The 22,974-nt window shown below is 65.3% G+C and carries 28 protein-coding genes; 8 read left to right on the forward strand and 20 right to left on the reverse strand.

The features are described 5' to 3' along the window. Positions 1-25 precede the first annotated feature (25 nt). From flhA to RT424_RS01050, 5 genes are all read right to left on the reverse strand, one after another. On the reverse strand, positions 26-2,125 hold the full coding sequence (gene flhA / locus RT424_RS01030; protein WP_313433837.1) for a flagellar biosynthesis protein FlhA: 2,100 nt from the start codon (positions 2,123-2,125) through the stop codon (positions 26-28). 22 nt (positions 2,126-2,147) lie between these two features. Further along, on the reverse strand, positions 2,148-2,609 hold the full coding sequence (locus RT424_RS01035; RefSeq protein ID WP_313433838.1) for a helix-turn-helix domain-containing protein: 462 nt from the start codon (positions 2,607-2,609) through the stop codon (positions 2,148-2,150). Next, positions 2,609-2,968 (reverse strand): flagellar motor switch protein FliN, encoded by a 360-nt coding sequence (fliN, locus tag RT424_RS01040; protein WP_313433840.1) that lies wholly within the window; start codon positions 2,966-2,968, stop codon positions 2,609-2,611. Before fliN ends, RT424_RS01035 begins: the two co-directional genes overlap by 1 nt. An 11-nt stretch (positions 2,969-2,979) precedes the next feature. Further along, the gene (gene fliF, locus RT424_RS01045; RefSeq protein WP_409521412.1) at positions 2,980-4,590 is read right to left on the reverse strand and encodes a flagellar basal-body MS-ring/collar protein FliF; all 1,611 of its coding nucleotides are present in this window, start codon (positions 4,588-4,590) and stop codon (positions 2,980-2,982) included. 95 nt (positions 4,591-4,685) lie between these two features. Beyond that, on the reverse strand, positions 4,686-5,141 hold the full coding sequence (locus RT424_RS01050; RefSeq protein WP_313433841.1) for a FliH/SctL family protein: 456 nt from the start codon (positions 5,139-5,141) through the stop codon (positions 4,686-4,688). Here RT424_RS01050 and RT424_RS01055 point away from each other — a divergent pair. Beyond that, a complete protein-coding gene (locus RT424_RS01055) occupies positions 5,115-5,456 on the forward strand; it encodes a hypothetical protein (RefSeq protein WP_313433842.1) in 342 nt (113 codons plus the stop codon). The genes RT424_RS01050 and RT424_RS01055 overlap by 27 nt on opposite strands. A gap of 142 nt (positions 5,457-5,598) precedes the next feature. Here RT424_RS01055 and fliG read toward each other — a convergent pair whose 3' ends face one another. Beyond that, positions 5,599-6,627, reverse strand: a complete 1,029-nt coding sequence (gene fliG, locus RT424_RS01060) for a flagellar motor switch protein FliG (protein ID WP_409521416.1) — start codon at positions 6,625-6,627, stop codon at positions 5,599-5,601. Positions 6,628-6,732: 105 nt separating this feature from the next. On the opposite strand from fliG, the gene RT424_RS01065 reads away from it, so the two are divergent. The 4 genes from RT424_RS01065 (at position 6,733) to RT424_RS01080 (ending at position 13,165) form a co-directional block, all read left to right on the forward strand. Then, a complete protein-coding gene (locus RT424_RS01065; RefSeq protein WP_313433845.1) occupies positions 6,733-9,477 on the forward strand; it encodes a hypothetical protein in 2,745 nt (914 codons plus the stop codon). 11 nt (positions 9,478-9,488) lie between these two features. Further along, entirely contained in the window at positions 9,489-9,914 is a 426-nt protein-coding gene (locus RT424_RS01070; protein ID WP_313433847.1) for a flagellar biosynthesis protein FlgB, read from the forward strand. A gap of 736 nt (positions 9,915-10,650) precedes the next feature. Then, positions 10,651-11,709 carry an XRE family transcriptional regulator gene (locus RT424_RS01075; RefSeq protein ID WP_313433848.1) on the forward strand — a complete coding sequence of 353 codons (1,059 nt, stop codon included), beginning with the start codon at positions 10,651-10,653 and terminating at the stop codon, positions 11,707-11,709. 94 nt (positions 11,710-11,803) lie between these two features. Beyond that, positions 11,804-13,165, forward strand: a complete 1,362-nt coding sequence (locus RT424_RS01080) for a bifunctional diguanylate cyclase/phosphodiesterase (protein ID WP_313433849.1) — start codon at positions 11,804-11,806, stop codon at positions 13,163-13,165. Between the two features lie 79 nt (positions 13,166-13,244). On the opposite strand, the gene RT424_RS01085 is transcribed toward RT424_RS01080, so the two are convergent. From RT424_RS01085 to flgC, 8 genes are all read right to left on the reverse strand, one after another. After that, positions 13,245-13,667, reverse strand: a complete 423-nt coding sequence (locus RT424_RS01085; protein WP_313433850.1) for a flagellar biosynthesis protein FlgN — start codon at positions 13,665-13,667, stop codon at positions 13,245-13,247. Then, positions 13,657-13,956 (reverse strand): rod-binding protein, encoded by a 300-nt coding sequence (locus RT424_RS01090; RefSeq protein WP_313433853.1) that lies wholly within the window; start codon positions 13,954-13,956, stop codon positions 13,657-13,659. The genes RT424_RS01085 and RT424_RS01090 overlap by 11 nt, the downstream gene beginning before the upstream one ends. 2 nt (positions 13,957-13,958) lie before the next feature. Next, the gene (locus tag RT424_RS01095; RefSeq protein WP_313433855.1) at positions 13,959-15,059 is read right to left on the reverse strand and encodes a flagellar basal body P-ring protein FlgI; all 1,101 of its coding nucleotides are present in this window, start codon (positions 15,057-15,059) and stop codon (positions 13,959-13,961) included. An 82-nt stretch (positions 15,060-15,141) separates the two neighbouring features. Continuing rightward, positions 15,142-16,212, reverse strand: coding sequence for a flagellar biosynthesis protein FlhB (gene flhB / locus RT424_RS01100; protein WP_313433856.1), 1,071 nt, complete (start codon positions 16,210-16,212; stop codon positions 15,142-15,144). Between the two features lie 4 nt (positions 16,213-16,216). Further along, positions 16,217-17,002 (reverse strand): flagellar biosynthetic protein FliR, encoded by a 786-nt coding sequence (gene fliR, locus RT424_RS01105; RefSeq protein ID WP_313433858.1) that lies wholly within the window; start codon positions 17,000-17,002, stop codon positions 16,217-16,219. A 4-nt stretch (positions 17,003-17,006) separates the two neighbouring features. Next, positions 17,007-17,270 (reverse strand): flagellar biosynthetic protein FliQ, encoded by a 264-nt coding sequence (locus tag RT424_RS01110; RefSeq protein WP_313433859.1) that lies wholly within the window; start codon positions 17,268-17,270, stop codon positions 17,007-17,009. A 27-nt stretch (positions 17,271-17,297) separates the two neighbouring features. Further along, positions 17,298-17,645, reverse strand: a complete 348-nt coding sequence (locus tag RT424_RS01115) for a flagellar hook-basal body complex protein FliE (RefSeq protein ID WP_313433861.1) — start codon at positions 17,643-17,645, stop codon at positions 17,298-17,300. Between the two features lie 11 nt (positions 17,646-17,656). Further along, entirely contained in the window at positions 17,657-18,064 is a 408-nt protein-coding gene (gene flgC / locus RT424_RS01120; RefSeq protein WP_086491344.1) for a flagellar basal body rod protein FlgC, read from the reverse strand. A gap of 117 nt (positions 18,065-18,181) precedes the next feature. On the opposite strand from flgC, the gene RT424_RS01125 reads away from it, so the two are divergent. The 3 genes from RT424_RS01125 to fliP are packed head-to-tail and all read left to right on the forward strand — an operon-like array spanning position 18,182 to position 19,497. Further along, positions 18,182-18,415, forward strand: coding sequence for a FliM/FliN family flagellar motor switch protein (locus tag RT424_RS01125; RefSeq protein ID WP_021233034.1), 234 nt, complete (start codon positions 18,182-18,184; stop codon positions 18,413-18,415). A 4-nt stretch (positions 18,416-18,419) separates the two neighbouring features. Continuing rightward, positions 18,420-18,761: a flagellar biosynthetic protein FliO gene (locus RT424_RS01130; protein WP_313433866.1), complete on the forward strand. Its 342-nt coding sequence runs from the start codon at positions 18,420-18,422 to the stop codon at positions 18,759-18,761. Further along, the gene (fliP, locus tag RT424_RS01135) at positions 18,754-19,497 is read left to right on the forward strand and encodes a flagellar type III secretion system pore protein FliP (RefSeq protein ID WP_313433867.1); all 744 of its coding nucleotides are present in this window, start codon (positions 18,754-18,756) and stop codon (positions 19,495-19,497) included. Before RT424_RS01130 ends, fliP begins: the two co-directional genes overlap by 8 nt. Positions 19,498-19,643: 146 nt before the next feature. Here the strand turns inward: fliP and RT424_RS01140 are convergent, their stop codons facing one another. The 6 genes from RT424_RS01140 to RT424_RS01165 form a co-directional block, all read right to left on the reverse strand. Continuing rightward, entirely contained in the window at positions 19,644-20,222 is a 579-nt protein-coding gene (locus RT424_RS01140; protein WP_313433868.1) for a PilZ domain-containing protein, read from the reverse strand. A gap of 98 nt (positions 20,223-20,320) precedes the next feature. Then, positions 20,321-20,758 carry a hypothetical protein gene (locus RT424_RS01145; RefSeq protein WP_313433870.1) on the reverse strand — a complete coding sequence of 146 codons (438 nt, stop codon included), beginning with the start codon at positions 20,756-20,758 and terminating at the stop codon, positions 20,321-20,323. Positions 20,759-20,832: 74 nt separating this feature from the next. Further along, positions 20,833-21,699: a flagellar motor protein MotB gene (locus RT424_RS01150; protein WP_313433871.1), complete on the reverse strand. Its 867-nt coding sequence runs from the start codon at positions 21,697-21,699 to the stop codon at positions 20,833-20,835. A 10-nt stretch (positions 21,700-21,709) separates the two neighbouring features. Then, positions 21,710-22,012: a hypothetical protein gene (locus RT424_RS01155; RefSeq protein ID WP_313433873.1), complete on the reverse strand. Its 303-nt coding sequence runs from the start codon at positions 22,010-22,012 to the stop codon at positions 21,710-21,712. 35 nt (positions 22,013-22,047) lie between these two features. Next, the gene (locus RT424_RS01160; protein ID WP_313433875.1) at positions 22,048-22,578 is read right to left on the reverse strand and encodes a chemotaxis protein CheD; all 531 of its coding nucleotides are present in this window, start codon (positions 22,576-22,578) and stop codon (positions 22,048-22,050) included. 4 nt (positions 22,579-22,582) lie between these two features. Further along, positions 22,583-22,972, reverse strand: coding sequence for a response regulator (locus RT424_RS01165; RefSeq protein WP_313433877.1), 390 nt, complete (start codon positions 22,970-22,972; stop codon positions 22,583-22,585). Positions 22,973-22,974: the final 2 nt, after the last annotated feature.

The following is a 22,974-nucleotide window of genomic DNA, read 5'->3' on the forward strand; positions in this document are numbered from 1 at the left end:
GCGATCCGGGCATTTGCGGCCATAATCAGCCGACATTTCCCAGGCTGCGCAGGCGGGCGCGCGGATGGATCTCGTTTTGCGACAGCACCACCGTGGCCGGGCGCACGCGCTCGATGATCGAGCGCACGAAGGGGCGCAGCGGTGGGCTCGTCAGCAGGCAGGGAATCTCGCCCTGCCCGGCCAGCCGGTCGTAAGTATCGCGAACCGATCCGATGAAGGCCTGGAGCTGCGAGGGCGCCATGGCCAGGTGGCGATCGTCGCCCTGCCCGACGATCGCCTCTCCGAAGGCTTCGTCCCATTCGCCGCCCAGCGTGACGATGGGGATCGTGCCGTCGAAGGTCTGCTGCGCCGAAATCTGGCGGGCGAGCCGGGCGCGGACATGCTCGGTCACTTGCGTAAGGTTGCCGGTCATCGCCGTCGCTTCCGCAATGCCTTCGAGGATCGTCGGGATGTCACGGATCGACACGCTTTCTGCCAGCAGGTTCTGGAGCACGCGCTGCACGCCGGAGATGGAGATCTTGGCCGGAATGAGGTCCGCGATCAGCTTCTCGGTTTCCTTATGGACTTCGTTCAGCAGCTTCTGCGTCTCGCCATAGGATAGCAGGTCGGCGATGTTGTCCTTGACGATCTCGGTCAGGTGGGTGGTGACGACAGTGCCGCAATCGACGACGGTCAGGCCCCGGAAGCCCGCTTCCTGGCGCATGTCGCGGTCGATCCACAGCGCGGGAAGCTGGAACACCGGCTCCTTGGTGGGTTCGCCGCGAATGCCGATGTCCTGCCCGGCGGCATTGATCACCAGCAGCTTGCCGATGCGCAGCTCTCCGCGCGCGATCTCGGTTTCCTTGACGAAGACGATATATTCATTGGGCAGCAGCGCCATGTTGTCCAGGATGCGGACGGAAGGCAGCACGAAGCCGTAGTCGATCGCCATCTGGCGGCGCAATGCGCGGACCTGGTCGTCCAGGCGCGGCTCGGCCTGGGAATCGTTGATCAGCGGCAGCAGGCCATAGCCCAGTTCGATACGCAGCGCGTCGATCGCCAATGTGCGCGAGATCGGCTCCTCGGCCTGCGCCTCCATCTGCTGTTGCTGCGCCATCGCCTCCTGCATGCGCTCCTGCGCGGCAGTGGCCTGCGCCTTGCGCGACATCGACCACGCCATCCATCCGCACATCCCGGCCATCGCCGCGAAGGGTATGAACGGCAGGCCCGGCATCAGCGCGAGCACGCCCATCAGCACCGCGACGATACCGAACGCCTTGGGATAGCGACCCAGCTGGTCGCCCAGCGCCGCGCCGGTCTTGCCGACGACGCCGCCCTTGGAGACGAGCAGACCGGCCGCCGTGGAGACGATCAGCGCCGGGATCTGGCTGACCAGGCCGTCGCCCACGGTGAGGATGGTGTAGGTGGTGAAGGCCTCCCCGAACGGCACGCCGTGGATGGCGACGCCGATGATCAGTCCGACCACGATGTTGATCGCCGTGATCAGCAGGCCGGCAACGGCATCGCCCTTCACGAACTTCGAGGCACCGTCCATGGCACCGTAGAAGCCGCTCTCCGCCTCGATCTCGGCGCGGCGCTCGCGCGCCTGCGTCTCGGTGATCGTGCCGGCATTGAGATCGGCATCGATCGCCATCTGCTTGCCGGGCATGGCATCGAGGCTGAAGCGCGCCGCCACTTCGGCGATGCGGCCCGCGCCCTTGGTGATGACCACGAAGTTGATGACGATCAGGATCGCGAAGATGGTGAGGCCGATGACGGTCTCGCCGCCCATCAGGAACTCGCCGAAGGCCGCGATCACCCCGCCGGCCGCATGGTGCCCCTCATGCCCGTGGCCCAGGATCAGGCGCGTCGAGGCAAGGTTGAGGCCGAGACGCAGCATCGTCACGATCAGCAGGATCGTCGGGAAGCTGGACAGTTGCAGCGGCTTCTCGATGAACAGCGCCGTCATCAGGATCAGCACCGATGCGGTGATCGACAGGGCCAGGCCCATGTCGAGCATCCAGCCCGGCATCGGCAGGATCAGCATGCCGATGATCGCACTGACGCCCAGCGCCAGCGCGAGATCGCGGCTGGGGCCGAGGCGCGTCAGGAACTGGTCCAGCCTTGCAGAAACGATTGCGTTCATCGGGTCACCGGATGCCTATGGGTCAGTGGTGTCGGATCAGGCCGGGAGGCACCGGAACGCCGTCGGACAGGAACGTGCGCAGCTTGTTGCGCATGGTCCGGACCGAGATGCCCAGCATCGAGGCCGCATTGGTGCGGTTGCCCCGGCAATGTTCGAGAGTCTTGAGGATCAGTTCGCGCTCGACGTCGGCAATGTTCTGACCGACGAGTTCGGAAACGGCCATGCCCACTGACGGACCCACCGAAACCATATCGTCGGCCCGCTCGCCGCGCAGGCGGGCGAGGACGTCCTCCAGGTTCACGGCGATATCTACGACCACGAGATCGGCGCGCGCGCGGTGCCAGTCCTCGAACACGGTGGAGTTGGCAGTGCCCACGGCGATGCTGGCGGGCGAGCCGCGCACCATCTCCACCGCAAGGCCCATCGCGTTTCCGAGATCGCCGACCAGCATGAGCCGCGTGGGATCGTGTTCGGATGGAGGCATCATGCCTCCTGCCGGACGATTTCGGTGAGCGTGATGCCCAGCGTGCTGTCGATCAGCACCACTTCGCCGCGCGCGATCAGGCGATTGTTGACGAAGATGTCCACCGGCTCGCCCACGCGGCGGTCGAGTTCGACCACCATGCCGGGCTTGAGGCGCAGCAGATCGCCGATATCCATCCGCGACCGGCCCAGCACGGCCTGGACCTTCACCGGCACGTCGAACACGGCCTGGAGATCGTCCGGGGTGGGCGGCGTGGTGGGGCGCGGCGGGATCGCCTGCTCCTCGAAGTTGCCGTCTGCGGGAATTTCGTCGGACAGGTGAGCAGGCGCCAGTTGGCGCGGCTCGAGCTCGTCGCTCATGGTCATACCTTTCAGCTGTTCATCCATTGACGGATTACGGATGCGGATTCTGCGGGACTGGCCGAGATGGCGTCACCGATGCGGCGCAGCGCCGAGAGCTTGATGCGCCCGTCCACTTGCGCCAGCGCGATTTCCTGATCGAGCATCTCGCCCTCGGCCGCGCGCTTTTCCTCAAGCTGGCGCATGGCGTCCTCGTCGCCCTCGGCGGCACGCTCGTTGAGCGCCATGAGTTCGGCGTCGTCCGCAGTCAGGCGCTGCTCCACCACGCCCTCGACCAGTGGCGGCGGGGCCAGCTTGGGCTTGAGCATCTTGATGGCGAAGAGGATCACGCCGCCCACGATCAGCACCTTGAGAACGTCGAAGATGCGCTCCCAGGTCAGGCCGAAGGGCAACCCGCCGTCCGCGCCGTCGAGGTCGGTCGGCGCGTTGAAGGCCATGTTCTCGACCACCACGCTGTCGCCGCGTTCGGCATCGAAGCCCACCGCGTTCTCGACCAGGCGCTGGAGGCGCTGGACTTGCGGCGCGGGCAGGCCCTGCGGCCCGCCGTCCACCATGACCGCCACCGTCAGGCGCTTTACCTGGCCCGGCGTGCGGACGGCAACCTTCTGGGTGCGGCTGTTCTGGTAGGTGACGTCTTCCGATGTCTCGTTCTGGGCCGAGCGACGAGCATCGCCGCCGCTGCCGTTCACGTTACCCTGGTTGTCCGGCAGCTGCGCGCCGACCGTCACGCCGTCGGCACCGGCGGAGTTCTCATCGCTCTGGTTGCTGGATTCGACCGTCGTTTGATGCGCGATGACCTGGGTGTCGGGATCGAAGACTTCCGATTCCTCACGCACCTGATCGCGTTCCAGCACGGCGGCCACTTCGGCGCGGACTTTGCCCTGGCCGACGATCGGCTCGATCATGCCCTCGATTTCGCTGCGCAGGCGCGCTTCCACGGCAGTCTGGCGGTCTTCGAGATTGCCTGCCCCGGCATCGCCGCCCTCGCCCGCCCGCGCCAGCAGCGCGCCGGTCTGGTCGACGATCGAGACGGCCTCGGGATTGAGATCGGGAACGGCGGAAGCAACGAGGTAGCGGATCGCCTGGATCTGCTCGCCGGAAAGGCGACCGTTGGTCTTCACCGTCACCGAGGCACTGGCCTTGCGCGGTTCGGTCTCGAACATCGCACGCTCGGGCATGACCACGTGGACACGGGCCTTGCTGACTTTTTCGAGGCTCTCGATCGAGCGGACCAGTTCGCCTTCGATGGCGCGGGTCTCGTTCAGCTTGGCGCGCGAGGAGGATATGCCGAAAGGCTCTTCAGCGTCGAGCACTTCATAGCCGATCTTGCCGCCCAGTTGCTCGGAGGCCATCGACATCCGCAGCTGCGCCAGCTTGTCGACCGGCGCCATCACCGCGGTGCCGTCGGCGGAGATCTGGAAGGGGACGTTCTGCCCCTTCAGCTTCTCGGTGATAGATTGCGCCGCCGATGGGTCGAGATCGGTATAGAGATAGCCCATCTCGGCCGCAGGGGTGCGGAAGGCCATCCATCCGAGGCCGACCAGCAGGGCCAGGGCCACGCCGCCCATCAGCAGGGCCCGGCGGGGGCCGATCTGCTCGATAAAGTTCCGCAACGGGTTCAAAAGTCGCCTCTTGTGTCAGCGGCGTCACCCCCTGGTGTCGCCCCTGACATTATAGGATAAGAAGCTAGGCAACTCTTGCCGGGAACAGGAAAAGTTTACGCGGCGTCTTCCCGGCCGGCTGCGGTTCCCAGAACACCGGCGAGTTCGGCCATGACGGCGGCGCGACGCGACGCGGCGTCCACGTTGAGACCGCCTTCCGCCCAGCCGATATGGGCATCGCCGAGGGGCAGCGTCTCGTCGTCGACCACCACGATGGACATCGAGCGGCGCTCGCGCGCGCGGCGATCCTCCACCAGACGCTCGATATCCTCGCGCATGGCGGGATTGGCGCGGATCGACAGGGCGGTATCGCGCGCGACCTGATCGAGCGCACGGGTCAGCGCCTCATCGATGGCGCGCGCCGGCTGTGCGGTAATGGCATGTCCGGCCAGCAGTTCGGCGGCCTGGAGCGCGATCGCCCCGGCTTCCGCGATGACCTGGTCCATCACCGCATCGAAGCGGCGCTCGACATCGTCGATCGAGGCATGAAGCGCGTCCGTGGCAGCGAGCATGGCTTCCGCCCGCTCGCCCCGCGCCTGCTCCAGCCCTGCCTCGAAGCCATCGACGCGAGCCCGTGCAAGCTCGGCGACGTGATCCTCATGCAGGCGCTCGATCCGGGCCTGGAGTTCCTCGACATGTTCACGCAACTCGTCGTGCCGCCGCTCGTCGACGGCCGGCTGCTCACTGTTAGGGAATCGAAATATCCTGTCGAAACCGAATGGCTGAATGGTCATGGGATCCTCCATCATCGCCGCACCCTCGGAATTCGCACGACCTTCCGGCCGTTCGTCGCGGACATTGCACCGCAACGTGTGAAACAGTTCTGAATCGTTCAGCCGATACGCCATTGGCTTCCCCAAATGGCAAGCTCGCGACAATAGCCGCGAGCGCACCGGATACCGGAATCTTTCCCGCCTGCCCAGCCACTTGGCCTGCACGCGCGGAAGTTTAAGCGGGCCATCGCACCGATCAATAGATCATCGCATCGTCGCTCTTGGGATCGACCAGCATGATCTCGCCGCGATCTCCAAGCGACTTGGCCAGACGCACCAGTGCGGTCTGCGCTTCCTCGCATTCGCGCGCGCGGACCGGTCCCATGGCGGCCATGTCGTCGCGCATCAGCTTGGCGGCGCGCTCGGTCATGGCGTTGAAGAACATCTTCTTCATCTCTTCCGGCGAGCCCTTGAGTGCCAGTGCCAGTTCGCGCTTGTTGCAGTTGCGCACGATCGTCTGGATCGCGCCCGGCAGCAGGTTGCCCAGATCCTCGAAAGTGAACATGAGCGCACGAATGCGTTCGGCCGATTCCGGCGCCTTTTCGTCGAGTGCGCCGAGCATGGCTTCCTCGGTCGAACGATCGAGCGCGTTGAACAGTTCGGCCATGGTCTCGTGCGGATCGCGGCGCTGGGCACGCGACAGGTTGGTCATGAACTCGCTCTTGAGCGTCTGCTCGACCTGGACGATCACGTCCTTCTGCACCGTATCCATCCGCAGCATGCGCATGACCACATCGGTGGCGAACTCGCGCGGCAGTTCCGACAGCACGCGCGCGGCATGATCCGGCCGCAGCTTGTGCAGGATCACCGCAACCGTCTGCGGATATTCGTTCTTGAGGTAACCGGCGAGCACAGCCTCGCTGACGTTGGACAGCTTGTCCCACATCGTGCGACCGGAAGGACCGCGAATGTCCTCCATGATCTCCTTGACGCGATCCGCCGACAGGATGCCTTCCAGCAGCCTTTCGGTGGTTTCGTAGGAGCCATGCAGCGACGCCATGCTCGATACTTCGCCGGAGAACTGCACCAGCAGATGCTCGACCACGACCGAGGGCACCCGGCCGAGCTGCGCGATCGTGGAGGACAGCTCCTTGATCTCGTCGGTGTTGAGCTGCTCCCAGATCGGACCGCCATGGTCACGGCCAAGCGCCAGCATCAACGCCGCAGCGCGCTGCATTCCCGAGTATTTCTTGAGTTCCGGCGGCTCAACCACCGCGGCCATCATCGTCACTTCGATACCCCCGAAAAATTGCTCGATCCCGCACGGTCTGGGCGCTGTTCCCTCTATTTATAGGAGGAAGGCGCGTGCCGCCACCCGATGGAGACAGAATTGGCGATAAATTTAAACAATGGGTTGATCGGCCTGTCTGTTCTGGGCGGCACCAGCGCCTATTCCGCGCTTTCGACCTCGCTGGCGACTCTGGACAGTGCAGCCGTGATGAAGGCGAAGAAGGCTTTCACCCTCGCCGTCCCGGAAACCACACCGCCCTGGCAGGAAGATGCGGACACCCGACCGGTGAGCAGCCAGATCCAGGCCATCAAGAAGATGCTGTCGATCGTGGACACGACCAAGGACAGCAACCTTGAGGATCTGCCCGACGTGCAGACCGCCTTCACCACCTACAAGGCGCTGGACAGCCTGCGCATCCTCGCGGAGAGCGCGGCCAAGGCCACCACCTCCTCTTCGGAACGCGCATCGCTGCAAAAGGCCTTCGCGAAAGGCCTGGCTGATCTCCAGTCCTATCTGGGATCGGCCGCGACCGACCTGCTCAGCATGAATTTCGGGACGCCTTCCAGCGTCGCGACCACGGTCGGCACGAAGCCTGCCGGGATCACCACCAAGATTGCCGGCGAAGGCGTTTCCAAGACCCGTGACGCGGCCATTGCCGGAATGACCGGCAACGAAGTGCTGCAAATCAAGCTCACGCGCGGCACGACGTCCGAGACGGTGCAGGTGGACCTGTCGCAGACGACGCAGCCGCCGACGCTGGATTCGGTCGCCGCCGCCATCAACGCGGCCATCGGTGCGACGCAATCGACGGACACCAGCGGCAATCCCGTCGTCGATGCGGACGGCAACCCGGTCAGCAAGTGGAAATCCTCCTTCACCGTCGAGAAGAACGACGGCAAATGGGGCCTGGTCTTCAATCCCAGCGGCATCGAAAAGGTCGCCATTGACCAGGTCGGCGCCGAGGACGCGCTGATCATCGCCAGCGGCGAGACGGCGAGTTCCGCGCCCACCGCAGCCCGCATCTATCGGGTGGAGGATCTTGAGGGCTCACTCTCCTGGCAGCGCCTCAACAAGATCAACGCCGTGGACACCGCCGCGACGGCAACCGCGAAAGCCGTCGCCGCCGCGCGGGCCGCTTCCACCAAGACCACGACAACCAGCTCCACCGATACCACCGAGCCGGACTACACCGTCGCCGCCGCCACCGAGGCCCGCGCCGTGGTGACCGACGCCGAAGGGTTCAGCTACGTCGTCGGGACGACGGCGGGCGATCTCGGCTCCAACCTCTCGGACGGCGCCAACGACCTGTTCCTCACCAAGGTCGACAGCGAAGGCAAAGTCGTATGGCAGCGCAGCCTCGGCGCGGCCGGTACTGCCGAAGGCGCGGCCGTCACCATCGGCGCCAATGGGGATATCGTCGTCGCCGGCACCGTGAGCGGCGCCTTCAGCAACAGCGACGACAGCCAGACCGACATGCTCGTGGCCCGCTTCAGCGCGGCCGGCAGCGAATTGTCCAGCACCGTGATCCGCCAGGTCGGCAACGAAACCGCCAGTGCCGTGACCGTTGGCGACGATGGCAGCATCTACGTTGCCGGCAGGGCGTCCACGGGCGGCGGCGACGCTTTCGTCGCCCGGCTGGACGCCACCGGCAAGCTGCAGGAACGTCGCATCATCGACAGCGGCGGCTCGGATTCGATCTCGTCGCTGGCGATAGACGGCTCCGGCAATCTCCTGGCGCTGACCAACGAGAAAGGCGTGGCCACCGTCCGCCGGCTCGACGCCTCCTCATTGAGTACCGACCTCGGCTCTATCTCGCTGGGCAACGTCACCGCCCGCGCCATCGCGGTTTCCGACAGCGGCGAAATCGCGGTGGTCGGCTCGACCAGCTCTCCCGCCAGCGGCAGCCAGGTCAATGGCATGAGCGGCGGGCAGGATGCCTTCGTCACCCGGATCGACGCGGGCCTGACGACGGCCTCCACCACCTACATCGGCACGTCAGAGACCGATCAGGCCGACAGCGTGGCCTATGTCAACGGTACGCTCTACGTAGGCGGCCGTACCGCCGGAGCGCTTGACGGGACCAGGTCGGGCACCGTGGACGGCTTCGTCGCGCGCATCGATTCCGCCAGTGGCGCAATCGAGAAGATTTCCCAATGGGGACTGCCCAGCGGGAAAGCCGAGCCCGTGAAGATCTCCGTCGCCACGGGCGGTTCCACCGTGCTCGGCGCGCTGGGCCTCAGCCGGGGCACGATCAACCAGCAGGAATCGACCACCCTGACGTCGCAGACCAGCCTGCGCGCCGGAGACCAGTTCACCATCCGCGTCGATGCCGGGGCCGTGCGCACGATCACGATCGATGCGGAAGAGACGATGGCCACGCTGTCGCACAAGATTTCGCGGATCACCGGTACCAAAGCGACGATCACCACGCCCAAGGTGGACGGCGAAACCACGCTGCGCATCCAGGTCAAGTCCGGCTTCAAGATCGAGCTGGGCGCCGGGGCGGACGGCAAGGACGCCTTGTCCAAGCTGGGCATCGATCCGGTCCGGCTGGTCGCGTCCAAGACGCCGGTGAAGGATGCGCCGAAAGTGACGCCGGGCGGCGTCTACAGCCTCAATCTCTCGCTTTCGCTGAGCCTGACCGACGCCAAGACCGCTGCCGCGGCGGTTACCAAGGTCACGGCCGCGCTTTCCATGACCCAGTCCGCCTATCGCTCGCTCTACTGGGATTCCGGCAAGGCCGCGCAGGTGGACGGCACGCTCGCCACCGGTGCCGGCTCGGCCTACCAGCAGAAGCAACTCGCCAACTACCAGGCCGCGCTGTCGCGCCTTTCCGGTTCCTGAGGTAATCTTTCATGTCATCTCTTCCTCCTATTTTCGACGGCATGGGCCAGGCCATGAAGTTCATGGCCGGCCACCAGCGGGTGATCGCCGAGAACATCGCCAACAACGAGACGCCGGGGTTCAAGGCCCGCACCATGGAGGCGCCGGACTTCTCCTCGCTCGTTTCGCAATATGGCCAGGCGAACGGCGCGCCCCGCGTTTCCCGCCCTCGCGTGGAACTGTCCGGCGGCATGACCGCTCTGGGCGCGAAGCCGCCTCAGGCGGGCAGCCACATCGTGCTGGACGGCGACACCACGGAAACGAAACCTGACGGCAACAACGTCACTCTTGAAGATCAACTTCTCAACCTCGGCCAGGTGCAGGCCGATTTCGCGGCCATGACCAATCTCTATCGCAAGCAGATCGGCCTGATGAAGGCGGCGCTGGGGCGCGGCTGACCCTGACGGTCGGAGCCTGCCGCGCGCCGGCAGGTTTCGCAGGTAGACCTCGCAAGTGTTTCAGGGGGCCGCCGTCCTTCGCGGGCGCGGCCCCCTTTTGTTTTTGCGGATACCGTCCGCGTGCCGGGCGCCGCTCTACCTCTTTAGGATTAGCGCAACGCCCAGCCGATACCGATAGCCGTCACGCCTCGACAACGCCGCTGCGTTCAGCCTGACTTCAAGTTGCCAGGCGCTAATCCTAAAAATGAGGAAGGGGATTCTGATAGGAGGAACCAGATAACGTCGAGAACGTTCTGGCTACAACCTACTTAAGTTTCAGCTTCTTAAATTGGATATCACAGGCAGGTCGTTACTCGCCTGGGTATTCCAAAGCAGGAGGAAATTTTTTCCTGCAATGAAGCTGAAATTTCCCGGAAACACGACAAGAGTACCCGTTATGGTGCAAAATAGGAAGGATACTAGTGGAAGTTATTGCCGCCCTCCACGATCCGACCCACTTTGGTACGATATACATAATGGATTATTGACCAACCGTCCGTTCCATGGAACAAAATCCACATCCACAGCTAAATTAAGAGCTTCAATGACCCAAAAACCGCTTGGATCGCATAAGCGGACTGGGAAGGCGCTTGCCACGGCGCCGACCGCTATCGAGATCGATGCTTATCGCACGCTCGTCTTTCCGAACCGCATCCGGAAATTTCGCAAGCAGTTGAATATTGGATCACTGCTGGAGTTGTCGGATAAGCTTCCGACGATCACTTATATTCGCCTTTCGAAGATCGAGCGGGGCGAAATATTCTCCCGTGCGGCAGAACTGCGGGACATTGCCACCGCGCTGGGCATCGACCCCGAAGAACTGCTGATCGACATCGACGATCCGGAGTTCGACATCGCTGCCTGGGCCGATCCGCTCCACGGCAACGATCGCACCGATCCCGAAGCGGAACGTTTCGCGGTCCTGCTGGCCGCCGCGTTGCGCAACCGGCGCGGGTCGGATGACGCACTGACGATCGCTGCGCTGGAACAGGAATATGGGATTGCCCCGGTCATCCTCTCCAGGATCGAAAACGCCCTAAAGCCTTACGACCGCTGGAACGATGACGTTCGTGGATCGCTGCGCCGTCTTTTCGCCGCTTCCAGCGACGCCGATCTGACCGCGATCGTGCAGGAAGCGCACCAGCGCGGGGATCTCGACGCAGCGCTGCCGCTGGTGGCAAATCCCGAGCTTCGCATCGCCAAGTCCCGCGCCCGCATCGCCGCTCTTCGCGAAGAGCTTCGCCAGGGGCAGGACGCCGTTGCCCCGCCCGCCGGTAAGGGCATGCCGCATCCGCTCTTCGATCGGGGCACTGCAAGGCTGAAAACGGCAGCGCCGGAAGCCAAGCCTGCCCCGGAGAGCGCGCCCGTCGAAGCCGCGCCCCCCGAAGCCGCTCAGCGCCTGCTGCCGGTCTATGGCAGTCCCCTTCCGGAAGGCCTGATCGCGCGCACTCCGACCGAAGACCAGGTAGAAGCCCCGCGCAATGCCGGACCGCGCGCCTATGGCCTGCGGCTTGGCCGTCCCACACTGGGCGCCGGGCTGCCGGGGCGATCGATCCTCATCGTCGATCCCGATCGGTTCCCCTCTGCCGGTGGCCTCGCCGTCGTCACCGAAGGACAGGGCCTGCGCGTGCTCTCGGTAACTCTGGATCGCCATGGCCGCATGCTCGGCTATAGCGAGAATCCGGATCTGGAAGTGGCGATCGACGAACGCGATCCGGCCGACCTGGCCACTGTACTGGCAGCTGTTTTCGAATAGGCGTCTTCGAATAGATGACAGCAATTGACATGTCGCCCGGACCGCAGTCCCCGCCGGTGCGATATAATGGGGTGTCAGACGTCCGGAAAGCACGATGCGCACACCCAGACCGTTCAAGCCGAATGGAGAGCGGCCCCCGCCGCGATCCACGGCCCGCTCATCGGCACGGCCTGTCGCCCCCCTGCGGGTAGCTCCGTTGCGCCTGATCGAGCAGGCCCTGCAAGACCTTCGCGCCGGGCCGGCTGACGGCAATCACGCCTCTTCGCTGCACACCGGACCGATTTCGATGCTCCTGGTGAATCTCGATCGCTTCAAGCTGGTCAACGATCTCTGCGGCCATCTGGCCGGCGACATCCTCATCCACGTCGTGCACGAACGCTGCTCCCGCTTTCTGCCCGCGTCGCAGGTGATCCACCTGGGGGCGGACGAGTTCGCGCTCCTACTGCCTGACCGGGCGGCTCAAGCTGCCGCCGAGCAGATCGCCGGCCAATTGCTCAAGGCCATCGCGGAGCCTGTCAGCCGTGGCCGTCATATCGTCCACCCAACAGCCTCGATCGGCATCGCGACCGATCTCCTTGGCGAGGATCCCGGCGCGGAACTGCTGCGCGGCGCCTCGATCGCCCTCTCCCAAGCCAAGGAGGCCGGCGGAGATTGCGCGCGAAGCTTCGTCCCGGAAATGCTGGCCCACCTCGTAGACCGCGCGGCGCTGGAAGAAGATCTGCGCGGCGGCTTGCAGCGCGGTGAACTCGTGCCGCATTACCAGCCCATCGTTGCCCTTCCCTCCCGCGAGATCGTGCGCTTCGAGGCGCTTGCGCGCTGGGATCACGCCCGCCAAGGCCTGCTCGGCCCGGACTGCTTCCTGCCGCTGGCAGAGGACGTCGGCCTTGACGACGAACTGCTCTATACGATGTTTCGCCAAGCCTGCCGCGACGCCTGCGGCTGGGACGAGGGCATCGGCCTCTCGCTCAATCTGGCCCCGCGGCAGGTCTGCGATCCCGGCATCGCCACGCGATTGCTGCGCATCGTCTTTGCCAGCGGCATTAGGCCCAGCCGGATCACCGTGGAAATCACCGAGAACGCTTCGGTGGAGGACGTCGAGGCGGCGCAGGCCACCTTGGCGGCGCTGCGGGAAGCGGGCATCGGCGTGGCTCTGGACGATTTCGGCGCCGGCTACGCCAGCCTCGCTCGAATCTGCGCGCTGCCGCTGGACATGATCAAGATCGACCGCACCCTGGTCCAGTCGCTCGACAGCGATGCGGGGTGCAAGTTGGTGAAAGTGGTCGCCGATCTGGGCCGCAGCCTCGGGATGCCGGTTACCGCCGAAGGTATCGAGACGGCGGAGCAGGCGCTTCGCCTCCACGAACTGGGATGCGCTTTCGGGCAAGGCTACCTGTTCGGCCGCCCCGCCTCCGCTGCGGACACTGCCGTTCTCCTGGCGCGCGGCAACCCTTTGTAGAAACGATGAAGGGCTCCCGGCGATCGTGTCGCCGGGAGCCCTTCACGCCTTGCAGCCCCCCGCAATCGGTATCAGGCGATCAATATTCGGTGTTGAACGAGATCGGCGTCGTCAGGTCCAGGCGCGCGATGTCGCCTTTCGCCCCATAAGTGTAAGTGCGGTTGCCCGAGAGCCGCTTGGCTTCATTGGCGATGGCACCCATCATCTCCATCGAAAGGTCGATCTGCCGCTCCAGCAGCGCCGAGTTCACCATCGAAGCGGCGCGCAGTTCGCCCAGCGCTTCGGCCAGACGTTCCCGCGTCTCGTCGTCCATCTGATCTGTCCATTCCGGATCGAGCCGGTTGCGCCGCGCGAGCACTTCCTCCAGCGACGCCACCAGCCGCGTCTTGGCGGCCGCCAGTTCGGCCAGATCGAGCGCGCGCTCGCGGCCTTCCAGGCGCTCCGTCTCCTCGCGCATGACCATAGACAGCGAGGTCATGATCTCGATCAGTTCATCGGGCATGGCCGCTACCTCCCTGCAGGCGGATGATCTGCGCTTCCACGGCCGAGGCGATGCCCAGCCCCTTGCCTTTCGCGATCTGGTTGCCGATCTGCTCGGCCAGCACGCCGCGGAACATCTCCTCGCCGTGGCCGCCGTTGAAATCTTCGCCCTGTTCGACGGTCTCCAGCATGATCTTGGTGATCTGCCCGGCAAAGACGCCTTCGAAATCGCGCGCCACCTTGGCGGGGCTGCGGTCCGGCGCCTGGACGACGGGGCGGGAAGGAAGCGAGGGAAGAACCGGATCTGCCATCTTTACTGTACCGCTATTTCGGCCTGAAGCGCGCCCGCCGTGCGCAGCGCCTGCAGGATGGTGATGAGGTCGCGCGGGCTGACGCCGAGCGAGTTGAGACCGGCGACCAGGGTCTGGAGCGAAGTGCCGCTGTTCAGCACCGCCAGATGCGCGCCGCTGCCGTCGTCCGCCTCCACGCGGGTGCGCGGCACCACGGTGGTCTCGCCATTGGAGAACGGCGCGGGCTGCGAGACGATCGGCGTCTCGGTGACGCTGATCGTAAGGCCGCCCTGGGCGATGGCGACGGGGCTGACGCGCACGTCCGCACCCATGACCACGGTGCCTGCTGCCTCGTTGATGACGATGCGCGCGACCTGGTCCACCTGCACCGGCAGGTTCTCGACGCGAGTGATGAGGTCGATCACCGAACCGCCGGCGGGATTGATCTCCACCGTGCCGGGATCGAGCACTTGCGCGGCGCCGGGGGCCTCCTGGTTGATGGTTGCGGCGATCTGGCGCGCCGTGGTGAAGTCCGGGTTCTTGAGCGCCAGCTTCAGCGTCTGGGCCGAGCGCAGGTCGTAGGGAACCTCGCGCTCGACGATGGCGCCGCCGGCGATGCGCGCCGTGGTCATGACGCCCCGGCTCAGCTTCGCGGCCGCGCCCTGCGCCTTGAAGCCGGACACGGCGACCGGCCCCTGCGCCACCGCATAGATCTCGCCATCGAGCGCGCGCAGCGAGGAGACCAGCAGGATGCCGCCCTGCAGGCTGGTGGAATCGCCCAGTGCGGAGACCTGCACGTCGATCGTCGAACCGGCGCGGGCGTAGGGCGGCATGGTGGCCGTCACTGTCACCGCTGCCACGTTCTGCGTCAGCATCTGCGTCCCGCGAATGTTGACGCCCATGCGTTCGAGCATGGCCTGGAGCGTTTCCTCGGTGAACGGCACGTTGCGGATACGGTCGCCGGTGCCCTGAAGACCCACGACCAGCCCGTAGCCCACCAACTGGTTCGGCCGCACGTTCTCGACATCGACGATGTCCTTGATGCGCGGCTGCGGGCCCGCCAGCGCCACACCGGGCGCAAGCAGCGCGGCACCGGCGGCCAGCGCCAGCAGGGATCCGTGCATCCTCGATTTCAAAGGCTTTGGCATCACTGACCTTATAGGATGGTTGCTGAGGCGGACGGCGGAATGACGCGGCATTTTCACCTCACTTCCGCCCGGTCCGGGCAAGCCGCATGACGTAGCCGATGATCTCGGCAACGGCGGCGTAGTGTTCGATCGGGATCGGCCGGTCGATATCGACCGCGGCGTAAAGCGCGCGGGCGAGCGGCGGGCTTTCGACGATCGGCACCTTGGATTCGGTGGCGATCTCGCGAATGCGCAAGGCGATGGCGTCCACGCCCTTGGCCACCACCACCGGCGCGGCCATGGCGCCGTGATCGTACTTGAGCGCGATGGCATAGTGCGTGGGGTTGGTGATGATCACGCTGGCCTCGGGCACCGCCGCCATCATCCGCTTGCGCGAACGCTGCATCTGGATCTGGCGGATCTTGGCCTTGATCTTGGGATCGCCGTCGCTCTGCTTGTGCTCGTCCTTCACTTCCTGAAGCGTCATCATCATGCGCTTCATGAAGGCGCGGCGCTGGTAGATGAAATCGAACAGCGCCAGCGCCAGGACCAGCAGCATCACCGCGCGGATCGCCTCGAACGCCATCTGTCCCGCCGCCGCGCCCACCGCGCCCGGCGCGAAGCCCACAAGCTGATCGAAGCCGGTCATGCGCGGCTTCAGCACCAGGAACACCACCAGGCCGATCGCGCTGAACTTGGCGAGCGTCTTGGCGAACTCCACCAGGGCGCGCATCCCGAAGATGCGCTTCAAGCCGCTGGCGGGATTGAGCTTGGACCATTTCGGCTTCAGCCGCGACCAGCTCAGCGTCACGCGTCCCTGGAGAAAGATGATGGAGACGGCGCAGGCGAACAGCACGCCCAACACCGGCAGCAGAGAAACGATGAAATGGCGCGCCACGCCGGTCATCAGGTTCTGCGCGCCGGCGGAATCGAGCGAATAGTCCTCGGCGCTGCCCCAGAGGCGCGTCATCATCATGCCCAGGTGGCGGATTGCGGAGATGCCGACCCAGCCGGTGACGATCAGCGCGCCGGCCATCATCGTGGCGTGGCGCACTTCCGGCGCCATCGCCACTTCGCCGCGCTTGCGCGCATCCTCCAGCTTCTTCTGGGTCGGCTCGTGGGTCCGCTGGTCCTTGTCGCTCTCGGCCATGGCGTCAGAAACTCCATCCGTTCTGCATGAAGCTGCCCATGGCAGTAGCGAATGCGGTCAGCATCGTGCCGAGCGTCATGGCCAGCACCGAAATGCCAAGCAGCAGGTTGAGCGGCTGGGTAATGAAGAACACCTGGATCGAAGGCGCCACGCGCGCTGCCAGGCCAAGCCCGACATTGAACAACGCGCCGTAGAGGATCAACGGCGCGGAAAGGCTGACTCCAAGCGCCATCGCCTGCCCCGTGACCTTCACCGCGAGGTCGGCGAACTGCGCGGCGGGCGGCAGGCCGCCGACCGGAAATACGGAATAGGACTGGAAGATCGAGGCGATCCACAAGTGATGGACGCCCAGGCTCATGCAGACGATGATCGCGGCGATGCCGAACAGGCGCGACAGCAGCGGCGCCTGGCCGCCCATCGACGGGTCCGCAACGAGCGCCGAGGCAAGGCCCACCTGTTGGCTGGCGATGGAACCGGCGATCGCGGCGGCGCTGAACAGGATCTTCACGATCATGCCCATGGCGATACCCACCAGCATTTCGCCGATCACCAGCAGCGGTAGCGATGCCTCGGACTTCACGGCAGGCGCAACGTGTCCCTGAAGCATGCCGTAAAGCCCGAGCGTGAAGCCCAGCGCCATGACCAGCCTGATCTGCGGCGGGATCGTGTCCTCCGAGAAGGCCGGCAACAGCATGATCACCGCGCCGACCCGGCAGAACAGGATCAGGAACGTCGCCGCGTCGATCGGCAGCGCCGCCAGCGAGGCGATATCGAGAGAGGCGCCGCCCATCGCGTCAGCCAGTGACTATGGCGTCGGCGATGCGGTCCATGAAGGCACCGAGAGCGTGCCCGATCATGGGCAGCGAGAGCAGCATCACCACCCCCAGCACCAGGATCTTCGGCACGAAAGTCAGCGTCATTTCCTGCACTTGCGTAAGCGCCTGGAGCAGGCCGATGACGACGCCGACGATCAGCGCGGCGCTCAGCATGGGGCCGGCAATGGTCAGCACCAGCACCAGCGCCGCGCGCGCGATCTCGATGGCTTCGGGTGAGGTCATGACGGACGACTTTCCCTTGAACTTGCTCTAGATCTGCATCCGCATGATTTCGGAATAGGCGTTCACCACGCGGTCGCGCACGGCGACGACGGTATCGAGCGCGGTTTCCGCCGCCCCGATGGCCGTCACCACGTCGATCAGGTCGCCCTTGCCCGCCACCTGCTTGACGCTTTCCGCCTCGGCGGTGCGCAGCGAGGTGGAGGCGTCGGTGACCATGGATTCGACCATGCCGGCGAAGTTGCCGCCGGTGCTGCCGCTCGCCGCGGACATGCCGCCGGCCATGTCGCCAAGACCGGTGAGGCCACCGGTCGAGGGTGCAGCCGTCTTCATCGCGCGGCCATAGGCGGCCGCGGCGTCAAGTGCTCCGATTGCCATGGAACTGTTCCTTACTTGAGCAGGTCGATCGTGCGCATGGTCATGCCGCGCGCGGATTCGATCGCATTGAGATTGGCTTCGTAGGATCGCTGCGCCGCCTTCATGTCGGCGGCCTCGATCAGCGGATTGACGTTGGGCTGGCTGACATAGCCTTGCGCGTCGGCGGCCGGGCTGCCCGGCTGATAGACGCGCCCGAACTGGCTCTTGTCGCCTTCGATCGACTTGACGGCCACCTGGGTGGCGCCGCTGGCGCGATCGACTTCGGCAGTGAAAGTGGCCACCCGGCGGCGATAGGGATCGGCATCCGGCGTCTTCGCCACGGAGTCCGAGTTCGCCAGGTTTTCCGCGATCACGCGCATCCGCAGCGACTGGGCGCGAAGGCCCGATGCCGAGACGCCGATCGAGTTGTTCAATTCCATCAAGACAGCTCCTGCCCTGCCCTTGCGGCAGTCAGCATTCTTATAGGCATTTTTTGCCTAGCTCGACGTGATCCTATAAAATTAATTCCTATAAGCAGGCTTGAAAGGAGACGCGCCATGTCCGTCCTCGAAGGCATTCCCATCGACATGTCGATCGTACTCGGATCGACCAGCATCCCCATCCGCCAGGTTCTCAAGATGAGCCGCGGCGCGATGATCCCGCTCGACTGCGGTCACAACGATCCCACCCGCGTCTACGTGAACGACCAGCTGGTAGCGGAAGGCAAGATCCTGATGAACGGCGAGATGATGTCGCTGGAGATCACCAAGGTCGTCGAGCGCGAGCGCTGAGCGAATGGACTTCCTCTCCCTCCTGCGCACGATCGGCGCGCTCGGCGTGGTGCTCGGCATGCTTGTCGGCGCACTATGGGTGGTGCGCCGCTACGACCTGAAGCTGCCGCAGAAATGGCTGAACGGACAGCTTTTCGCGGGCCTCGGCGCCGATCGCTCCGACCGGCGGCTTGAACTGATCGAGCGCCTTGCCATCGATCCGCGCCGCTCGGTCGTCCTCATCCGCCGCGACTACCGCGAGATCAGCTTGCTGATCGCGCCCGAAGGCGTCGTCATGCTCGATTCCGCGCCGTGCATCGGTCCGGTCACTCCGAAAGCTCCACCGAAAGCCCCTTCCGATGCATAAGCGTTACGCCGTCGCCGCCGCACTTTGCGGGGCGGCAATTCTTGCCGTATTGCCCGAGGCCGCCATGGCCCAGAAGGCCGCAGGCGCGCTCGGGGAAGGCGCCATGTCGGGCCGCGTGATCCAGCTCGTCCTGCTGATGACCGTGCTGAGCCTGGCACCCGGCATCCTGATGACGATCACGTCCTTCACCCGCATCATCGTCGCCCTGTCGCTGCTGCGCTCAGGCCTGGGCGTACAGGGCGTACCGCCGAACCCGGTGGTGATCAGCCTGGCGCTGTTCCTCTCGTTCTTCGTCATGGCGCCCACGTTCGACGCGGCCTGGAAGGACGGCATGGTTCCCTACAACCAGGGCCGCATCAACGAGATGCAGGCGCTCGATCGCGCGAGCAAGCCGTTCCACACCTTCATGCTGAAGCAGGTCCGCGACGACGACGTGAAGCTGTTCGTCCAGCTTTCCGGCAAAGTCCCCGCCTCGCGCGCGGAGCTGCCGATGACGACGCTGATGCCGGCGTTCATGATCTCGGAACTGCGCCGCGCGTTCGAAATCGGCTTCCTGCTGCTGCTGCCGTTCCTGGTGATCGACCTTGCCGTAGCGGCCGTGCTGATGGCCATGGGCATGATGATGCTGCCGCCCGCAACGATCTCGCTGCCGATGAAGATCATCTTCTTCGTGCTGGTTGATGGCTGGGCGCTGATCGCGGGGTCGCTGGTGAAGAGTTTCGGCGGGCCGGGATGAAGGAAACCTGGCCAGCGGTCCCGGACTTGATCCGGGACCGCTGGCAATACTTTAGGCACGAAACCTCGGCAGGGCGCCCTGCCGAGGTTTGGGCTGGTCACGACCAGCGGTCCCGGATCAAGTCCGGGACGACGGGACTCGGGCCCTCAAGCGCCGTAGCGCAGCGATCGGTTGATCAGCCACGCCCCGAAGTCCGCAAAGGCGAGCGGTTCCAGGAACGAGAGGCCATAGGCGCCCTCGCCCACCCAGCGCACGGCCGCCTCGCGTTCGCCCAGACCGGGAACGATGAAGCGGACGATGCTGTCGCGCTCGATGCGCAAGTCCGCGAAAAGACGCGCCCCGCCCTGCGACAAGTCGATCAGCCGCACCTCGTGGCGTTGATGCGCGACCAGCAGTTCGGCGCGGCAATCGACATCGAACCGGGGCCCCCGGGCGATCCCTTCCGGCCCTATGCGGTTGGCGACATGGCCGAGCAGTTCGGCAACGTCGACCGGACCGTCGAATTCCATGCCGATCCTGCCATTGAGCGACCAGCGCACGCGGCCATGCAGGACGTCGCCCGCCTTCAGCCTCACCTCCACCTTGTCGTCGACGCCGAAGGTGCCGTGGACTTCGGCCATGAGGCCATGGTCGGAGATGTTGCGGATACGGCAGATCGTCTCGCCGGACCGGCCGGCGAGCTTGCCGATGAGCAGGATCGTGGTGACGCGAGGTCCGCGCGGCATCCTGGCGGACGCATCCGGCATGGCGAAAAGGGATGCGGGGCCGGAAGCCGGGCCGGAAGCGGGATTCGAAAGAGGCATCGCGTCCTTTCTACCCCCACTCAGACCGGCGAGGCCTGGGTGACGACCACCCGGCGGACGAGATCCTTGCCGTAGACTTCGACGGCTGCATCCATGACCACGCGGCGGAACGCCTCGACACCGGGCACCATGCCGTCCGGCCCGGAGGCCAGCGGCGTGCGGTAGGTGCGCATGTTCACGGCGTTGAGCAGCAGCGGAAGCTGGCTGGTGACGTTCTCGGCCTCGCCCTTGGCGACTTCGACCTGACATTCGAACGAGGCATAGCCGGAGAGCCTCCCGTCCGGGAAGGTCAGCGGCGCCAGCATGGTGCCCGTCGGCACGAATTCGGTTTCGACCTTCACCGGGCCGAGGTCCGGCATGACCTGCGGCAGGAACTGCCGTGCCGCATAGGCCCCGCCGATACCGACACCGGTCCCGGCGATCAGGGCGGCAAGGCCGATCACGATCCGCTTGATCACGATAGTCTCCAGTCAGGATAGGAAATGCGGGCCGGTGCCGCTTTAAAAATGCCACGCATTTTTACGAAAGACTCTCAGAACTTGAAGCTGGCGTCGCGCGGCAGCGCAGAGGGTTCGGCCATCACGACGATGGTGATGCGGCGGTTCTCCGGACGATCCGGGCGGTCGGGATAGACCGGCTCGGTGCCCGCCTTGGCGACGACTTCGGCGAAGCGGTCCGCCGGCAGGCCCGAGGCCACCATCGCCGCGCGGGCCGAAAGGGCACGCTGCGCTGAAAGGTTCCAGTTGGCTTCGCTCTGGCCGCCGCTGCTGTCGGTATGGCCCTCGATCGCCACTTGCGCGCCGGTGCCCGCCAGCTTCTGCGCGATCCGGCCCAATACGCCGCGCGCATAATCGTTGAGCTGCGCGGTCGGCCCCTTGAACATCGAGCGGTGCGCATTGTCCATCAAGTGGATGCGGAAGCCGTCGCGATCCGGCTGGACGTCGATGTTGCGCTTGCCCTGCGTGGCATCGACCGGCGGGTCCAGCGAAAGCTGCATCTCCTGCGCCATGACGCGGAGCGAAGCTTCCGGCACGTCGGCAGTGCCGCCCCGCGCCGCGCCCTTGGTGCCGGCTTCGGCCGAAGGCTGGCCCATGGAGACGCTGTCGGCAGACTGGGCGCGGCGGCTGTGCCCGCCCATGCCCGGCTGCGAGCCCGGCTGGTTGGTCAGCGTCGTCGCCGGCGAGGCCTTTTCGGCGTTGGGCGAGAAATATTCCGCCAGCCCCTTCAACTGCTCCTTGTCCGGATTGGCCAGCAACCAGAGCAGCATGAAGAAAGCCATCATCGCAGTCACGAAGTCGGCATAGGCCACCTTCCAGGCGCCGCCGTGGTGACCGGCGTGCGCATGTTTCTTGACCTTGCGGATGACTATCGTGGGATGATCGTCGTTACCCCGTGCCACTGTCTATTCCTCAGTCCAGCGCGGCGCGAAGCCGGTCCTGCATTACGCTCAGGCGCACCTGGCCGACCGCCTCGCCGGGGCTCTGCCCTCCGGCGACGCGGTCCAGCAGAGCGGCGCTCTCGTCCACGTGCTGGGCGATCAGGTCGAAGGCCTGAAGCTGGTCGATATAGTCGAGGACGAAACGCTCGTCCGTCACCAGCACTCCGGCCAGCTGCTCCAGCAACTGGCGCGCCACCCGCATCTCCTGCGCAAGCGCCTGCCAGAGCGGGGCCGCGGCCGAAGCCGTTGGCGAGCCCTCTTCGTCGATGATCATTGCTTTTTCCTGCGTTTCCATTCGCTCGGCCATGGTCAGAACAGTTCCAGTTCGCCGGCCGGCTCCGGGATCGGCGCGGGCTTGGGCCGCACGACCGGCGGCAGCGGCTGATCCTGCACCTGCGTCGCGCGAACGCGCCCTTCGTAAGGCATGAATTCCACTTTCCGGGCCTGCGTGCCGCCAAGATCGGAGTGATCGACGGCGATCCCCTCGGTCTGCATGAAATTGCGGGCGAACTGGGCGTTCTTGGTGCCGATCCCGCCGAGCCCGGCGACGATGTTGGCACCCCCGTAGAGGTGGCCGCGCAGGCGCGAACGCTGGGCGCCGCGTTTCATCAGGGCATTGATCAGCAGCTCCATGGCATGAAGGCCATAGCGCTGCATGTCCGCCGGGTTCACCGGCACGTCGGCGCCCGGCTCTCCCAGCAGGAAATGGTTCATGCCGCCCACCCGCGCGACCGGATCCTGAAGACAGGCCGCGACGCACGAGCCCAGCAGCGTCGAGATGACGACGCCGGGCTGGTACACCACATGATATTCACCCTGAACGATGGCGACGCGGCGCATGGACTTAGACCAGCTCCCCGAAGACGCGTTCGATCTTTTCCTTCAGCGCCGCCGGCGCGAAGGGCTTCACGACATAGTTGTTCACGCCCAGTGCCGCGGCCTTCTGGACGACTTCCTTGTCGGCCGAGCCGGTGAGCATGATGAACACGGTCTTCCCGATCACGGGATCCTGCCGCACCGCTTCCAGGAACTGGAGCCCGTCCATGTCGGGCATGTTGTAGTCGGAGATGATGAGGTGGACGCGGTCGGACTTGATCGCGGCAAGTGCCTCGACCGGGCCCGCCTTGTCGCGGATATCCTTGAAACCAAGATCCTGTAACGTGCGACGGATCATCGCGCGCATGGACGTCTGATCGTCGACCACCATTACTTTTATTGCAGACGCTGCCGGCATGA

Source organism: Novosphingobium sp. (assembly GCF_032093395.1).
In the GTDB taxonomy this organism is placed as follows: domain Bacteria; phylum Pseudomonadota; class Alphaproteobacteria; order Sphingomonadales; family Sphingomonadaceae; genus Novosphingobium.

Excerpts from the sequence above, each read along its gene's own strand:
- flhA (WP_313433837.1), bottom strand. The coding sequence starts at position 2,125 with ATGAACGCAATCGTTTCTGCAAGGCTGGACCAGTTCCTGACGCGCCTC.
- RT424_RS01035 (WP_313433838.1), bottom strand. The coding sequence starts at position 2,609 with ATGCCTCCATCCGAACACGATCCCACGCGGCTCATGCTGGTCGGCGAT.
- fliN (WP_313433840.1), bottom strand. The coding sequence starts at position 2,968 with ATGAGCGACGAGCTCGAGCCGCGCCAACTGGCGCCTGCTCACCTGTCC.
- RT424_RS01055 (WP_313433842.1), top strand. The coding sequence starts at position 5,115 with ATGAAGCGCGTCCGTGGCAGCGAGCATGGCTTCCGCCCGCTCGCCCCG.
- RT424_RS01050 (WP_313433841.1), bottom strand. The coding sequence starts at position 5,141 with ATGCTCGCTGCCACGGACGCGCTTCATGCCTCGATCGACGATGTCGAG.
- fliG (WP_409521416.1), bottom strand. The coding sequence starts at position 6,627 with ATGATGGCCGCGGTGGTTGAGCCGCCGGAACTCAAGAAATACTCGGGA.
- RT424_RS01070 (WP_313433847.1), top strand. The coding sequence starts at position 9,489 with ATGTCATCTCTTCCTCCTATTTTCGACGGCATGGGCCAGGCCATGAAG.
- RT424_RS01080 (WP_313433849.1), top strand. The coding sequence starts at position 11,804 with ATGCGCACACCCAGACCGTTCAAGCCGAATGGAGAGCGGCCCCCGCCG.
- RT424_RS01085 (WP_313433850.1), bottom strand. The coding sequence starts at position 13,667 with ATGCCCGATGAACTGATCGAGATCATGACCTCGCTGTCTATGGTCATG.
- RT424_RS01090 (WP_313433853.1), bottom strand. The coding sequence starts at position 13,956 with ATGGCAGATCCGGTTCTTCCCTCGCTTCCTTCCCGCCCCGTCGTCCAG.
- RT424_RS01095 (WP_313433855.1), bottom strand. The coding sequence starts at position 15,059 with ATGCACGGATCCCTGCTGGCGCTGGCCGCCGGTGCCGCGCTGCTTGCG.
- flhB (WP_313433856.1), bottom strand. The coding sequence starts at position 16,212 with ATGGCCGAGAGCGACAAGGACCAGCGGACCCACGAGCCGACCCAGAAG.
- fliR (WP_313433858.1), bottom strand. The coding sequence starts at position 17,002 with ATGGGCGGCGCCTCTCTCGATATCGCCTCGCTGGCGGCGCTGCCGATC.
- RT424_RS01110 (WP_313433859.1), bottom strand. The coding sequence starts at position 17,270 with ATGACCTCACCCGAAGCCATCGAGATCGCGCGCGCGGCGCTGGTGCTG.
- RT424_RS01115 (WP_313433861.1), bottom strand. The coding sequence starts at position 17,645 with ATGGCAATCGGAGCACTTGACGCCGCGGCCGCCTATGGCCGCGCGATG.
- flgC (WP_086491344.1), bottom strand. The coding sequence starts at position 18,064 with ATGGAATTGAACAACTCGATCGGCGTCTCGGCATCGGGCCTTCGCGCC.
- RT424_RS01125 (WP_021233034.1), top strand. The coding sequence starts at position 18,182 with ATGTCCGTCCTCGAAGGCATTCCCATCGACATGTCGATCGTACTCGGA.
- RT424_RS01130 (WP_313433866.1), top strand. The coding sequence starts at position 18,420 with ATGGACTTCCTCTCCCTCCTGCGCACGATCGGCGCGCTCGGCGTGGTG.
- fliP (WP_313433867.1), top strand. The coding sequence starts at position 18,754 with ATGCATAAGCGTTACGCCGTCGCCGCCGCACTTTGCGGGGCGGCAATT.
- RT424_RS01140 (WP_313433868.1), bottom strand. The coding sequence starts at position 20,222 with ATGCCGCGCGGACCTCGCGTCACCACGATCCTGCTCATCGGCAAGCTC.
- RT424_RS01155 (WP_313433873.1), bottom strand. The coding sequence starts at position 22,012 with ATGATCATCGACGAAGAGGGCTCGCCAACGGCTTCGGCCGCGGCCCCG.
- RT424_RS01160 (WP_313433875.1), bottom strand. The coding sequence starts at position 22,578 with ATGCGCCGCGTCGCCATCGTTCAGGGTGAATATCATGTGGTGTACCAG.
- RT424_RS01165 (WP_313433877.1), bottom strand. The coding sequence starts at position 22,972 with ATGCCGGCAGCGTCTGCAATAAAAGTAATGGTGGTCGACGATCAGACG.